The organism is Metabacillus litoralis (assembly GCF_020524045.1).
GTDB lineage: Bacteria > Bacillota > Bacilli > Bacillales > Bacillaceae > Metabacillus > Metabacillus litoralis_C.
Genome location: NZ_JAIVKL010000016.1, coordinates 41219 through 55650 on the forward strand (window position 1 = coordinate 41219; position 14432 = coordinate 55650).

The 14432-nt window shown below is 37.1% G+C and carries 13 protein-coding genes; all 13 read right to left on the reverse strand.

Annotated elements, in window-relative coordinates; translation table 11 throughout:
* Positions 1-5: 5 nt before the first annotated feature.
* Positions 6-227, reverse strand: a complete 222-nt coding sequence (locus tag LC076_RS18995; protein ID WP_226670666.1) for an FAD-dependent monooxygenase — start codon at positions 225-227, stop codon at positions 6-8.
* A gap of 312 nt (positions 228-539) precedes the next feature.
* Complete coding sequence (locus LC076_RS19000) at positions 540-1787, reverse strand: MFS transporter (protein ID WP_226670667.1); 1248 nt, start codon at positions 1785-1787, stop codon at positions 540-542.
* Positions 1788-1853: 66 nt separating this feature from the next.
* Positions 1854-3008, reverse strand: coding sequence for an FAD-dependent oxidoreductase (locus LC076_RS19005; RefSeq protein WP_226670668.1), 1155 nt, complete (start codon positions 3006-3008; stop codon positions 1854-1856).
* 60 nt (positions 3009-3068) lie between these two features.
* Positions 3069-3821, reverse strand: coding sequence for a cyclase family protein (locus LC076_RS19010; RefSeq protein ID WP_226670669.1), 753 nt, complete (start codon positions 3819-3821; stop codon positions 3069-3071).
* A gap of 19 nt (positions 3822-3840) precedes the next feature.
* Complete coding sequence (locus LC076_RS19015; protein WP_226670670.1) at positions 3841-4749, reverse strand: fumarylacetoacetate hydrolase family protein; 909 nt, start codon at positions 4747-4749, stop codon at positions 3841-3843.
* Between the two features lie 18 nt (positions 4750-4767).
* Positions 4768-5874 carry an alpha/beta hydrolase family protein gene (locus LC076_RS19020; RefSeq protein WP_226670671.1) on the reverse strand — a complete coding sequence of 369 codons (1107 nt, stop codon included), beginning with the start codon at positions 5872-5874 and terminating at the stop codon, positions 4768-4770.
* Positions 5875-6024: 150 nt separating this feature from the next.
* Positions 6025-6972, reverse strand: coding sequence for a VOC family protein (locus LC076_RS19025; protein WP_226670672.1), 948 nt, complete (start codon positions 6970-6972; stop codon positions 6025-6027).
* Positions 6973-7073: 101 nt separating this feature from the next.
* Positions 7074-8021, reverse strand: coding sequence for an AraC family transcriptional regulator (locus LC076_RS19030; protein ID WP_226670673.1), 948 nt, complete (start codon positions 8019-8021; stop codon positions 7074-7076).
* A 136-nt stretch (positions 8022-8157) separates the two neighbouring features.
* Positions 8158-8418 (reverse strand): MFS transporter, encoded by a 261-nt coding sequence (locus LC076_RS24260; RefSeq protein ID WP_264191612.1) that lies wholly within the window; start codon positions 8416-8418, stop codon positions 8158-8160.
* Between the two features lie 25 nt (positions 8419-8443).
* The gene (locus LC076_RS19035) at positions 8444-9415 is read right to left on the reverse strand and encodes an MFS transporter (protein WP_264191613.1); all 972 of its coding nucleotides are present in this window, start codon (positions 9413-9415) and stop codon (positions 8444-8446) included.
* A gap of 295 nt (positions 9416-9710) precedes the next feature.
* Complete coding sequence (locus LC076_RS19040) at positions 9711-12338, reverse strand: glycoside hydrolase family 3 protein (RefSeq protein ID WP_226670674.1); 2628 nt, start codon at positions 12336-12338, stop codon at positions 9711-9713.
* Between the two features lie 189 nt (positions 12339-12527).
* Complete coding sequence (locus tag LC076_RS19045; protein WP_226670675.1) at positions 12528-13808, reverse strand: TRAP transporter large permease; 1281 nt, start codon at positions 13806-13808, stop codon at positions 12528-12530.
* A 6-nt stretch (positions 13809-13814) separates the two neighbouring features.
* On the reverse strand, positions 13815-14312 hold the full coding sequence (locus LC076_RS19050; RefSeq protein WP_226670676.1) for a TRAP transporter small permease: 498 nt from the start codon (positions 14310-14312) through the stop codon (positions 13815-13817).
* Positions 14313-14432 lie beyond the last annotated feature (120 nt).

The following is a 14432-nucleotide window of genomic DNA, read 5'->3' on the forward strand; positions in this document are numbered from 1 at the left end:
TCAATTCAATGATGGGTATGTCCTTCTCGCATCATTCTTTCGCCTACGCCAGACGCAATTAGAAGATCTACTGTCTCTTGCTCTAAACCCCCTGCACGGATCGTTCCCTCAATATCTTTTCTAGGGCGTTTTTCTAGGATCACTGATTCAATACCTTCAAGGTGCAAGAGATGTGATAACATTAAACCGGCTGGACCTGCTCCGATAATCCCTACTTTCGTTTTCATATCAAAAGCTCCTTTGTTCGTTCAAAATTATTTTTTTAATAGAAACTCTTTGTTCTAAACGAGTTTCCAATTCTACAAAAATAATACTTTAGAACGTTCTGTTAATGTCTTTGTTTTCCAAACATCCCACTTAAGTAACCGATTCCATTTTTTATCATGTTTTATTCATTCTCTGTATATATAGGATAGTATAAAATTGGTCCTTATAAAACACCACTTTACCTATATATGGAACAATATGATGATTTTTTAAAATATTGATTAATTTTTTTTGCTCTGTGAAATATCGAGAATATAAACCTCAAAAAATGATTACATCGTTAAATCTATATCTTTAGACTGCTCTACTTTAATAGGTGCTGTTTCCTTAATGCCAAAAGTACATATAAACGCAATAAAAGCAGCAATTGCAGTAACCCATAATGGTGCTGTTAAACTATATTTATCTGCTAAAACCCCTGCCATCATCGGACCAGCAAATCCCCCAATAATTTCCCCTGTTAAAATAACGAAACTTATCGCAGTAGCAGTAAATCTGCGAGATACAGATTCAGCTGGCACAATATTCATCACAAGTGGTTGATATCCATTACCAATCGAGAGGATAATCATTGAGATAATTAAAACAACAAAGTTTTGGTAATATAATGCGATCATGATTGGAAGGAAAATGGCAATAAATGAAAAGATTTTAAGAATAGGTAGTCTTCCTATACGGTCAGAAAGTGCAGGTGCTCCCATTTGCCCAACAAACATCATGAGCCCCATAGATCCAAGCAGCATGCCAATCTGAGCATCTTTATAGTTTGTTGAGTTCGCTAACAACGTTGGAAGAAAAGCGGTAAGAGTCAGGATGAAGACCATATTACAAGTCCCGATAATTGTGCATAGCCATACGTTTCTTGTTTTAAATACGTTAAAGTAATCTGCTTTCGTTGGTTTTACCCTTTGATGTTTCTCGTCATGTTCTTCAACAACTTTAGGTTCTCTTAAATACTTCCATAAGATAATACCTACGATGATCCCTGGAATGGCAATGATATAAAATGCTGATCTCCAGCCAAAAGCAACTGCTAGAGAAACGGTCAATACAGGTGCCATTGCTCCTCCAATCAAGGAGGAAGCGCTTTGAATAACTCCCATATTAAATCCTCTTCTTTTCTCAGAGGATTCCTCCATAACAATCGATTGAACTAACGGCATAACTGGCCCTTCAGCTAATCCCATGATGATTCTCGTCATAATTAAAGCAATAAATGAACCAACAAGTCCAGTTAGTAAGGTAGCAATTGAAAAAACAAAAACAAAGATAACGAGCATGACCTTCTTTTTCCCTAGAAAATCAGAAAGACTAGCGAAGATTAACGTAGAGATTCCAAAGAATAAACTTGTAATCCCAACTGTTAAACCAAGCTGTGTATTTGATAGATTTAAATCCGGTCCCATGATAGGAAAAACAAACCCTAAACTTAATCGATCTAAAAACACAAGCCCGACAACGAAAAACATAATGATGACAAGGAAATTCTCATAACGTTTGCTTTTGCTTAAACCATTCATTTTTAATGCCTCCTTACCCTTTTTTAACAATCTAAAATGAAAGCGTATACAAATTATGTTACTATGTTAAACATTTAACTCTGTTAAAAAAGGTTCATTCATTTTTCCCAGAGTCATTTTTACAAACTCTCCAACGTTCACTTTTTCTGTCATTTTTCCAGCAGCAGTTAATAATTCCCACTCAACTAATTGGTCGGAATTCTCTACAATCATTTTGCAGCGTTCAAATCGTTTTTCCATAAATGCTTCCATGGTTTCTTGAACAGGAATGTTTTGTTTTAAAATATCAGCTAAAACGACAACATCTTCAATCGCAATTGAAGCACCTTGGCCTAGATGTGGAGCTGTTCCATGTGCGGCATCACCGACTAGTAAAACATTTCCTTTATACCATGGACCTGGTATAAGATGCGTAAATATTGGGCGGTAAACGACTTCAGAAGGATCGACGATTTGCTTAGTGATATCAGCAATAATCCCTCCAAATTCTGTCATTCGATCCTTTAATAAAACATGTAATTGATCGTTAGGGAACCTAGGATTTCCTGGTTCATTTGTTGTTACAAGTAGGTACATTAAGTCGTCAGACATTGGAACTAATCCTGCTTTTGCATCTTTACCATAGTAAAAAAGACCATTCTTAATTTCTTTTGGTCGTGGTAGATTATATCTCCAAACTCCTTGCCCACTATATCGTTGTTCGATTTCACCAAATAGTAATGTTCGAACCTTAGAATTTGCACCATCTGATCCAATCACTAAATCGTAAGTGCTAGTTATTCCATTATTTAATTCGACTTTTACGCCATTTCCTTGATCTTCAATGGTATTTACTGTTGTACCCATATATATTTTCGTTCCAATTGATTGAACGGAATCAAATAAAATATTGTGTAGCTGTCTTCTTGAGATTCCGTTTACACCTGGGTAGCCTTCAATTGTTGGAGATGCTGTGTGAAACAGGAAATGACCTTGACCCGTATAATAATCAAAACCTGGATATGACGTACCTTGTTCCATACAAGCATCTGCTAAGCCTATTTCATTAAGAGCTCTTAGAGCATTAGGTGGCTGAATAATCCCAACACCATACACATTCCACTCTAATTCTTTTTCAGCTATTTCAACTTCAATCCCAATTTTATTTAAAGCAATCGCTGCTGACAATCCGCTTATTCCTCCACCAATAACGAGTACTTTTTTTACATATTGATTTGTCAAGCTAGTACCTCCTCACATTTTTTGAAGTGCTTGCAAAACGCTAATTTTTGATTTAGTTTTTTAATCAATGATTGCCACTGCCCTCGTCCAACCTGCGCTTGCTCCCTTTATCTTCACCGGAAGCACTGATACTTTAAAGCCGTAGGGAGGCAATTGATCTAAGTTTGCTAGTTTTTCAATTTGGCAATATTCCTTTTCTTTTCCAGCGTAATGAGCTGCCCAAAGAACACCTTCACGTGGATTTTGTTTGTAATCAGCAGCTTGGATGGCAAGTGGTGTATCCCAGCCCCAACCGTCAGTTCCCATTACTTTGATTCCTTGATCAACTAACCAAAGGGTAGCTTCAGCTGAGACACCTACATGTATTTCACTATAGTTAGATTCATATCGCTTTTTATCTGCATCACATCGGATCATGACGATATCTAAAGGCTTCAATTTGTAATTAATAATCTCGAGTTTTTCTTTCACATCTTCAACTGTAATTGCATAGCCTGCTGGTTTGTCAGTAAAATCAAGCACAACACCGTCGTTAAAAAACCATTCCAGCGGCATTTCATCAATTGTTCGAGCAGGCTTCCCTTCTGCTGTTGGCCAATAATGCCAAGGTGCATCCACATGAGTTCCTGCATGACTTGTTAAGGTTAAAAACTCACCGGCAAGTCCTTTTCTCTCTGGAAAGTCATCGGGCGTCACTCCGACAAGCTTTGCACCGAATTCCGCTCCTTCTTCATGTGTTTCATAGCGGATAGAAAAAGGAAGAGGATCCTTCAAATCCTCTTCAATTGATACACTAAGGTCGACAATTTTCATCTTTTGTATCTGTCCCTTCTTAGATAATCTTATTTTTTAAAGAACCTAGTCCAGTAATCTTTAATTCCACTTCATCTCCCGGCTCTAACCATGGATGAACATCTGTACCAAGTTCCATAAGGCATCCAAATCCGACTGTTCCTGATCCAATGATATCGCCTGGATACAAGGTGACTTCCTCTGATGCCCTTTCAATCATCTCTCCAAAACTATAGAATACATCTCTAAAATTCCCCTTCGAGAGAACCTCACCATTTACAGATGCCGTCATTTCCAAATCAAAAACATGACCAACTTTATACGAATCTAGTTCATCCTTAGTTAAGATATAAGGTCCAATAGACGTTGCGAAATCCTTTCCTTTTGCTGGTCCTAGAAGCACTTTCATCTCTTTCATTTGAAGATCTCGTGCAGACCAATCATTTAGGATGGTATAGCCAAAAATATAATCTTCAGCCTCGCTAGCTTTAATGTTTTTTCCTTCTTTTCCAATTACACAAGCTAATTCGAGCTCATAATCAAGTCTTGAACACTTTGCTGGTCTCTTTACCTCTTCATCTGGTCCCTTCATAGAATTGTGATTGGAGAAGTAGAAAATCGGCATTTCATACCATTCAGGTGCAACTGTATCACCATTTCGTTTTGTTGCGTTTTTAACATGTGTTTCAAAAGCAACAAAGTCTCGAAAGCTAGTTGGATTTGGTAAAGGTGGAGCAAGACGTACCTCTTCCAATAAATAAGAAGGAACATCTTTCTTGTTAACCAGTGACTGAACCATAGGTAGATATTGATTTTGATTTCCTATAAGTTCCACAATTGAATCAGGTAAATACCCATCAGATGAGAGATTTAAATCTATCACTCTATCATTTATCAGACATCCTGCACGCATGTTTCCTTCTGAATTGTAAAATGTCACAAACTTCATTTACTAAGGGCCCCCTTGTTAGCTCGTTAACTGTTCTTTGAGCCAATCATACATTTCGTACGTTTCTATAACATTATCCACTTGACAATGAGAAGAACCTGGACTGCTTTTCGGAACAATTTTCAACCATCTTGGGCAAGTTAATTCATTATATACGTTATAGGCATTATCCACTGTATTTTGACGATCATCTTCACCGTGAATAATATAAGTAGGCATTTGAATTTTTTCGGCAACACCGCGAAGGTTATAATGCTCCAGTTTCGCTCTTGCAGCCGGCATGTCTTCTACACCAAAAATATGTTGCAGGATCTTAGCTAAAGGATGATTATCAGGTCGTTTTCGCCAAACATCATTATAATCGTAAACAGCACCCCAGATCGCACATGCTTTAAATCTTGGTTCAAACGCTGCACATCTTGCCGCCATATAACCTCCCATTGAAACGGCCATAATTCCGATACACTCAGGATCGACATCTAAATTATCAACGGCCCATTCATATGCAGCTGTTCCTGCTGTATTATAATCATGTCTTGAATGAATTTTGTGAAGTCGCAATGCTCCTCCTTGACCAGGTCCATCAAGAGCTAAAAGGGAAATGCCTCTTTGATTTAAAAATTGTGCAGGGCCATAGTATAATTCTTCTGCTGTTGAGTCTAAACCACCGAACATCACCATTAAAGGTCCTCTTTTTTGACCAGGCGCTTCAAAGAAATATCCTGGAAGAGAGGCATATTCAAATGGAACATTAACAACCTTTGGTGGATTGTCTAGCAATTCTCCGCCTTTTCTAAAGGACTCAACTGATTTTAAATAGGTTGGTAGTTTGCGTTCATCTTCTGGCTGCAGGAAAAATTCAGATGTACGGAAGTAGTTGGCTGCACGTAAGTATGCTGCTCTAGCAGTTTCCTTATAGCCTTTATCCATTGCATCATTTGCTGTTGATAGTGACTTGTTACCGGCGTTCATCCATTCATTATGAAAACTATCAAAATCACCAAGCTTCATTCGACTAGCGGCATCCAAAATCTCATTTACTTCACCGCCTCCAAAATATGACTGACTTATCATTCTTACAATCTGATAAGACCACATGTAGTTTTCAGGGAAAAAGTGCCACATCTATAAAACATCCTTTCTATTGATCTGATTCTGTTAAACAAGTTGTTAGCAGTCATAAGGCCTTGCTTTTTATTGGTGATAGGGAGTCATTTCGGCAAAACTTATTCAACTCCCTAAACACCACGATTAAACTTAGCCTCTAAGGTAAAATTATTTTATAATTTTACCAGATTTATCCCATGGCATTTCTCTACCCCAGGCATCATTTGGATTTTCAGGAAGACTCCATCTGTATGGACCAAAATCAGGTGCAAACACTAAATGTGCTCCTGCATACAATTCAAATCGATTTCCGCCTGGCTCATCAACATAGAAGAAAAAGCCTTCGGCAAGAGCATGACGAGTTGGTCCACCCATTGCTAACTCGTATCCGTTTTCAATAATATGGTCAGCTGCGAGTAGAACCTCTTCTCTACTTTCAACCGCATAGCAAACGTGATTGAAACCGCCTGGCTTTCCATTGTGAGATTTTAAGAAAGCAATATCATGAGATAGATTTGTCACCGAAAGCCATGCACCAATTTCTGGACTTCCTGGTTCATTTGCATCTAAAAAGATTCCTTCATTATATCGGAATCCGATATTTTGGTAGAATTCACGATCTTTTGCCACATCGTTACTATGTAAGGTAATGTGATCAAGACGACGTGGAGAGATCCCGCGCCCTGGATTTTTTTGCGGACGATTTTTCCATTTACTTTGAAGTGCTGCTGGTGCTTCATAAATTTCTACGTCCCAGAAAATTTCCTCTAAATGACCATCAGGTGATTGAAATTGATACGCACGACCATGTCCTAAGTCACCTTCAATCCATCCAATTCCCTGTCCAAGTTTTTCAATTTGTGCTGCTGCTTCTTCCAGGGCAGCAGGACTATCAGCACGCCAGCCAATATGGCCAAGGCCAGGTTCTTCCCCTTCTGTAATCTTTAAACTGTGATGATAGTGTTCACCCCAGGCACGGAAATACACGGAATTCCCTTTTCTATCTGATTCTTCTAATCCGATAATATTTTTAAAAAATTCAACCGATTCTTCTAGCTTTGGGCTAATTAATTCAACATGTGCAAGATGTGAGAAATAATGTGGATTTTTATACATAAAATAACCCTCCAATAATAAGTTTTTTAAATAAACAGCATTGTAAAAACTGTGTGTTAACTTAATTATAAGGAAGGTTCATTTTGAAAACGTTTACTTTTTTACGATAAATCATACTGATTTTTATCTTTTTCTAAATATTTGTATAAGTACCGAATGTCATTTTCCTCTACAAATTCATACCCTTCTACACCCTCTTTTTTCCGACGAGGAGTTGTAAAAGATGTTGATTGCTTCTTTCGATATTGATGTGGTGTTGTATGAAACGTATCTTTAAATAACTTATGGAATGTGTTTAAGTTAGTAAAACCGCACTCCATTGCGATCTGAATGATGGGAAAATCTGTTTCTAATAAATAATAAAGAGCGTGCTCGAGGCGAACTCCATTTAAATATTTCAGAAATGTTTGCCCCATATGCTGTTGAAAATATCTTGATAAGTATGGGGGAGTTAACTGCTCGGTTTCTGCTAGTTCTTCGAGTGAAAGAGGATGCATGTAATGTTTCTCTATGTAATTGGTAATTCTATTCATACGTTCAATATTTTTTTTGCTTTTTTGTTTTAATTCTTGTTGATTTTTCAACTTGAAGTTAGTTACAAGGAGATAGATGGTGTCCAGAAGAAGAGAATGAACCTTTAAATCATAGCTTTCTTTTTTTTCTTTTACTTTTAGACATAACTGAGTGAGCAATGTTCGAATTTCATTAAATTGCTGCTGATTTTCATGGAGAAAAGATTGACATTGAAATCGTTCCTGTTCTATCGTTTTATAGCATTTTTTTATAAATGAAATGGGAATTTGAACAATCAATATCGTATTCTCTACATCTGATTCAACTCCGTGAACTTCATTACTATTAATAAGAAGAAGGTCATTTTCATGTAAGGTATAATCATCTCTTCCGACGTAAACGTGGACTTTTCCTTTTAACACTAATAAGAATTCAATTCGGTCGTGCCAATGCATGGCGACGTATTTGACTGTTGTCATGAGCAAGAATACGGGTACTTCTTCGTTTACGACGACACTTTCGTAAGGGTAGTACATAAAAGTCCACCTCAGCTTTTAATATCTGTGTGTTCAGTATACACTTTTTTATACATTTCATTATCAATTGGATAGAATTTCATTACGAGGATACTGGTTATGTCACTCAACAACGGTAAAAATAAATAAAGACCAATTACTGTCCAGAAGAGTGCGGTTGTTGGTTCAGCACCTGCAGTATAACCTGCAGCTCCATTGCTAACCCGACAATTGTACTTCCAAATGAACTAATCATTTTCTCAACAAAGGTAAAAGTAGCACCAACTGTACCAGGCATAAATTTTCCAGTTTTGTAGGTATGATAATCAATAATATCAGCGATCATGGGATTCACATTTTGATCATTTAAACGCCGAAATAACATATTCAAGGCCATTAACACAATAAACACGATCATTACGAAAGATTCATCTGCAAAAGGTCTAAAGATGATCAAAATAACCGTTACTACAAAATTTCCCCACGCTCCTAAAACAAATGGTTTTTACTCCAAATTTAATAGCTATTCCTCCGGTAATAAATGCTCCAATGAATGCCACTGGAGTGAAAACTCCTTTTACGAAAAGAAGTAAATCTAAATTTTTCACAGCATACATGTAAAAATAAATTGTTGATGCACTATTTACAATAATGGCTAGTTTATCAGTTGATGCAGCAATTAAAAGCATTTGTAAGGCTCTATTTTCTTTAATCACTCCAAAATAATCTTTCAGCTTCATTTTCGTCGATACTTTTATATCCCTATAGAATTGGGGTTTATCCACGCCTACAATAGAAAAAAGACCAAGAATAAATAATAACAAGTGAAGTCCTAAGATAAACAATAGGACTTTCATCCATCCTTCTTGAGAGCTCATTCCACCACTGTTTTGTAAAATCGGAACAATGGCACTAAAAATGATTAATCGAATACCAACCGAAAAAAGCCCCCCTGTAATCCCAGAAATTGGTCTGTGTTTAGGATTCCTTGTTATGATCGAAAGGACAGATTTATTAACTGTTGTCATACATCTATATCCTATCATCCAAATAGCAAACCAACTAATAACCCAAATATAGTGATAATGTTGAGGGATATAAAATGGCACAACTATTATCATAGCCAAGCTAATTGATAGAAGGATAGATCCTACTAGTAAAAATGGTGTAAATTTACCGATTCCTGTTTGTGTTCTATCTATCATTGATCCTACGAAAGGATCTGTTATACCATCCAATAACCTCATCACAGTCATGATAATCCCAACAAATACTGGATTTAAACTTAGTGCCTCTGTTGAAAAGATGAGAAAGAACTCCATAAAGAAATAGAGGTGTACGTTAGAAGCTGCGGAACTTGATGGGAAAAGGACTACACGCCATGTGTCGAATAAGAAGTAAATAAATTTAGTCATAAAATCTTCCCATCCCTAATCTTTTTATTTTCATAAATTAAGACAAAAATGGTGAATCTTTCTGTTTTCTGTTTTCTGTTTGACAGAGTTTTTACTATTATATCAATTCAATCAACATTTAAATCTACAGTTTACAAATCGACTTTTATTTTAATGAAGGATACTTTCAGATTAGAAAAACTTACTTGCCACGTCTAAAGGAAAAACCATCCTTATTTGGGATGGTTTTTCCTTTCCTTCTATTAAAGTGCTTTTCCTTATTTCTATCGAACTACATTCCTTCAATTTTAATATATTACATACCTACTTTTTTCTTTCTTATAATGACAGATACCCCGCTACCAATTAATAGCAAAATTAGTCCAAATATTAAAGAGTTATATTGATTAGTAGCAGTTTTTGGTAACTCATTTCCTTTTTGGTTTTCGTTATCAGTTCCTGGTGTTTCAATAGATCCTGGATCTGTTCCTGGATCTGTTCCTGGGTCTGTTCCTGGATCTGTTCCTGGATCTGTTCCTGGGTCTGTTCCTGGATCTGTTCCTGGATCTGTTCCTGGGTCTGTTCCTAGATCTGTTCCTGGGTCTGTTCCTGGATCTGTTCCTGGGTCTGTTCCTGGATCTGTTCCTGGATCTGTTCCTGGGTCTGTTCCTGGATCTGTTCCTGGATCTGTTCCTGGATCTGTTCCTGGATCTGTTCCTGGGTTCGTTTCACTATAAGAAAGTCCAAAGTTGTAAGCATATGCGTCTCCAGCAGCGTTTACATAAGCGAAATCTTCAATTTCTTCATCAGCAAAACTAGGAACATCGCCAATTTCTCTTTCCACTACATCCTCACTGGCTGGAATACCAAATGGTAGTTTTCCAACAGGATCGAATTTTCCAGTAATAACATCAAATACTGCATCTTGTGAAGTACCAAAAGTAGCGATTAATGCTGCAGCATTTGGTTCAAGTTCATTAATTAGCCACTGATTGGTAAAGTTAATTGCCGTAATGGTTGGAACTTTTTGTTGAATATCAACGATTTTGTCTGTATCGAAAATTGCCGTTTCAGGCCCAACTGTAATACGTGGATTATTATCCCAGTTAGATTGCATTGGTTGTACAAAGACATAAGCATGAGTTGCTTCCTCAACAGTATCTACTAGTATAATGTTAGGGAACTTTTCTTCAAGTGTTACTTTTAAATTTGTCGTAAATGCAGCAGATTGTAATGGAGCTTTCTCTTGAATGTCTGCAGCTGGATCTGCTACGCCTCTTCCTGCAATTGCTCCAACAAACCCTTCTACGTACAATTTAACATTTTCTAATTTTTCTTCTGTTAACGGTAATAGATTTTCACCATCAACTTCATCATTACGCATTAGAACAACAGATTTGCGGTGTGCTAATTCTGCAGAAGCAAATACTTCTGGATTTTTATCACGATCAACCAGATCAAGAGCCACCTGCGGATTTACATATGGGTCTTCAAAAAGTCCTAAATTCATCTTTTCCGTTAACAATAATGTAACTGACTCATCAATCGTTTCTTCTGTTACTAAACCTTCCTCAACCGCTTTAATTAAAGCGTCTGGATTATTGGAACCCGAAACGATATCTGTTCCAGCATTAATTGCTTTTGCAAACTTTTCATGTAGTTCTAAATCTTCAGCACCCCATGCATTATCATTTACAGCACCCGTATCTGAGTTTACATAACCTTTGAAGCCTAGTTGTTCACGCAAAAACCCTAAGATTCCATTGTTTAGCGCAAAACCAACCTCTTCGAATTGCTGCGTTTCGTTGTACCAGTCCAACCCTTGGTCTGCACTTGTGTTGCTTGGGTAAGCATAATAAGGCATAACAGAAGATACATCTGCCTCAATTGCTTTTTCAAACGGGGGAATATGATATTTTAATAGACTTCCAGGTGTAGGGTATGGATTGAATTTTCCATCTTCAAAGTGCGGATCTAAACCATCATCACGTGCTCCACCACCAGGGAAGTGCTTAACTGTAATGGCAACGCTATCTTTTCCGAGCATATCACCTTGAAAACCTTTTATTGCGTTATAAATCATTTCACCGGCAACTTCTGGATTTTCACCAAATGTGTCTTCAATTCTTGCCCAAAGTGGGTCTGTTCCTACATCCGCTGTGTAACCGTAAATTTTACGAATACCAACAGCATCCCATTCTTTTCTGGCAATATCAGCAAATTCACGTACTGCTTCTGCGTCACCAGCTGCAGCAAATCCTAATGGACCAGGCCAAAATGTATGTTGTCCTTCAGCCTCTCCAATATTAGTGTAGTCCGTTGAAGCATGGTTACGTGCGTTTGATATGATCGTAACCGGAATCCCTAAGTCCAGGTCTTCTGCATATCTTTGAACTTGGTTATTAAAATTTGCTAAAGTTCCTAAATTTGGTGTTGATCGGAAAATGACATACCGCATATTTTGTTCAACAAGTTGGTTAATGCCTCCCTCTGTTAATAAATTTCCATCTTCCCCTGGGTTATTATTCATCGAGAAGTTCACATTAATTTGCATTAAACCTGCTTTTTGGTGTAAACTCATGCGCTCGATTAAATCGGCAACACGTTGATCGACTGGTTTTCTCCAGTCCTCATATAATTCTAGGGTACCATTTCTATTTGCATCTCTAAAATACTTACCAGCTTCTTCTATAGCTAGCTCTGGAGAAGCAACTTCAATTTCCGGTTGATTTTCTTTTGCTGCAATCTTATATGTCTCAATTGCCCCAACACCTGTATATGCACTTGGTCCTGAGTTTTCAAACTGTCCTAGGTTACCACTATCTGCAGCTAAAGATTCTTGTACACCCAATACAGGAGCGGCTAATGATAGTGCAAGTGTACTAGCTAAAACTCTTTTTCTTAACTTTGAAAATTTCCTTATTTTCTTAGATACTGAAGCCATATTATTCCTCCTCATATTTTTAAGCGTTTTCATTTAAAGATAAAACTAAAAACTGTAAACTACTAACAAACGCTTGATATATTCATAGGATGTAGAGCTCTAGTTGAGTGTTTAGTGTAACTTGATATATCTTCAAAGAGCTGTTATGCCTATGATTTACTGCTTATTTAGGCATAACAGTCTTCTAATCTAGTTGATTAATATTTTCGGCAAAGTAAGGGTTAGTTGTGGTATGAATGTAATCAGTAATAAGACAATAATCATTGCTCCATAGAATGGGAGCATATTTTTAGCCGATTTTTCGATCGGGATTTTTCCTATTGCACACCCAACAAACATGCAGGTTCCTACAGGAGGAGTAATTAAACCAATAGCTAAACTCAAGATAAGAACTACTCCGAATTGTACAGGATCCATCCCGACACTTGTTGCTACTGGTAGTAAGATTGGTGTTGCGATAAGAATGAGTGGTGCCATATCCATGAACATCCCTAATACTAATAAAATAAGAAGGATTAATAGTAATGTCACAACATCATTTGGAGAAATTGAAATTAATCCCTCTGTCACCATAGCCGGAACTTTTAATAAAGCCAAAAGCCACCCAAATGCTGATGAAGCAGCAATTAAAAACATAACCATTGCTAATGTATTAAACGTTCTTTTCAAAATAATTCCCATTCTCGAAATTGGAATATCTCGATAAACAAAGAATGTGATAATAAATGCATATAGGACCCCAATTGCTGCTGATTCAGTGGCTGTAAAAATACCAGTCACAATTCCTCCAATAATAATGACAGCTGTTAACAAGCCCAATAATCCCTCACGGATAATCTTTGGAACTTCTTCTCGTTTAATCGGTTCTCCTTTTGGATACTTCCTCTTTACAGCAATCATATACGTGATGATCATCAATACCAAACCTAGTAACAAGCCAGGTACTAATCCACCCATAAAAAGTGAGCCAACTGAAACACCACCAGCTGCTGTTGAATAGATAATCATGTTGTGACTAGGCGGTATCATGACCCCTTGCGCTGCACTGGATATCGTTACGTTGACAGCATAATCAGAATCATAACCCTTCTTTTTCATCATTGGTATTAACACTGAGCCTATCGAAGAAACATCTGCAACGGCTGACCCTGAAATTCCTCCAAAAAAAGTACTTGCTAAAACGTTTACCATAGCTAGCCCACCACGTACTTTTCCGATTATGACATTAGATAAGTTGATTAGGCGTCGGGAAATACCACCTTCATTCATGATCTCACCCGCTAAGATAAAGAAAGGGATAGCTAAGAGAGAAAAGGAATTTAATCCACCAACCATTCGTTGAACTAAAGCTGCTAAGTCTATATCTAAATACATTCCGGTTAGAAATGATGATACGACTAAACATAGGGCAACAGGAACCCGTAAAAGTAAGAGTAAAACAAAGCTCCCCATTAAAATAAAAATACCCATTGTTCATCACTCCTCTGTGTTTTCTTCCCATTCTTGATGCATACCTTTTTTAAAGAGCAATTCAACCCCATAAATAACAATTAAAATACCTGATACAGGAATTGCACCATATAAGACACTCTGAGGTAGTCCAGTACCTGACATCGTTGAATTCCCCATCAACATGGTGAATTTAATTCCAAAATAAGTGAATAAAATTCCTACTATTATGACAATGATCTTTGTTATGAAATCAAAAAATGCTTGTGCCTTCTTTGGAAGCATTCCCACAAAGACTCCTACCCCAATATGAAGTTTTTCGCGAAATCCTACAGCTATTCCGATGAAGCTTACCCAAATTAGCAAGAGCAAGGAAACTTCTGCAGACCAACGAGGTGTGTAACTAAAAAAATATCGAGAAAATACAGTCGCTGAGACAATGATTGCCATTATAGCAATAAAGGTCATTGCAATTGTGTCTACCCCTTGGTCAAACCCATTTTTAACTTTTTTGTAAGCTTTCATATGCAAAGGGCCTCCTAACTATTCATGCTCTAACACCTGCAATCCTTTTATAAGACATTCATGAATAGGAGGTTTTTTAAACTTGCTATTCATGAATGCCTTATGTTAAAGAATTATGGG

What these genes read in the sequence shown, in the direction of transcription:
- LC076_RS19030 (WP_226670673.1), bottom strand. Translation starts at nt 8,021, where the DNA reads ATGTACTACCCTTACGAAAGTGTCGTCGTAAACGAAGAAGTACCCGTA.
- LC076_RS24260 (WP_264191612.1), bottom strand. Translation starts at nt 8,418, where the DNA reads ATGATCGTGTTTATTGTGTTAATGGCCTTGAATATGTTATTTCGGCGT.
- LC076_RS19010 (WP_226670669.1), bottom strand. Translation starts at nt 3,821, where the DNA reads ATGAAAATTGTCGACCTTAGTGTATCAATTGAAGAGGATTTGAAGGAT.
- LC076_RS19000 (WP_226670667.1), bottom strand. Translation starts at nt 1,787, where the DNA reads ATGAATGGTTTAAGCAAAAGCAAACGTTATGAGAATTTCCTTGTCATC.
- LC076_RS19025 (WP_226670672.1), bottom strand. Translation starts at nt 6,972, where the DNA reads ATGTATAAAAATCCACATTATTTCTCACATCTTGCACATGTTGAATTA.
- LC076_RS18995 (WP_226670666.1), bottom strand. Translation starts at nt 227, where the DNA reads ATGAAAACGAAAGTAGGGATTATCGGAGCAGGTCCAGCCGGTTTAATG.
- LC076_RS19015 (WP_226670670.1), bottom strand. Translation starts at nt 4,749, where the DNA reads ATGAAGTTTGTGACATTTTACAATTCAGAAGGAAACATGCGTGCAGGA.
- LC076_RS19050 (WP_226670676.1), bottom strand. Translation starts at nt 14,312, where the DNA reads ATGAAAGCTTACAAAAAAGTTAAAAATGGGTTTGACCAAGGGGTAGAC.
- LC076_RS19045 (WP_226670675.1), bottom strand. Translation starts at nt 13,808, where the DNA reads ATGGGTATTTTTATTTTAATGGGGAGCTTTGTTTTACTCTTACTTTTA.
- LC076_RS19040 (WP_226670674.1), bottom strand. Translation starts at nt 12,338, where the DNA reads ATGGCTTCAGTATCTAAGAAAATAAGGAAATTTTCAAAGTTAAGAAAA.
- LC076_RS19020 (WP_226670671.1), bottom strand. Translation starts at nt 5,874, where the DNA reads ATGTGGCACTTTTTCCCTGAAAACTACATGTGGTCTTATCAGATTGTA.
- LC076_RS19035 (WP_264191613.1), bottom strand. Translation starts at nt 9,415, where the DNA reads ATGACTAAATTTATTTACTTCTTATTCGACACATGGCGTGTAGTCCTT.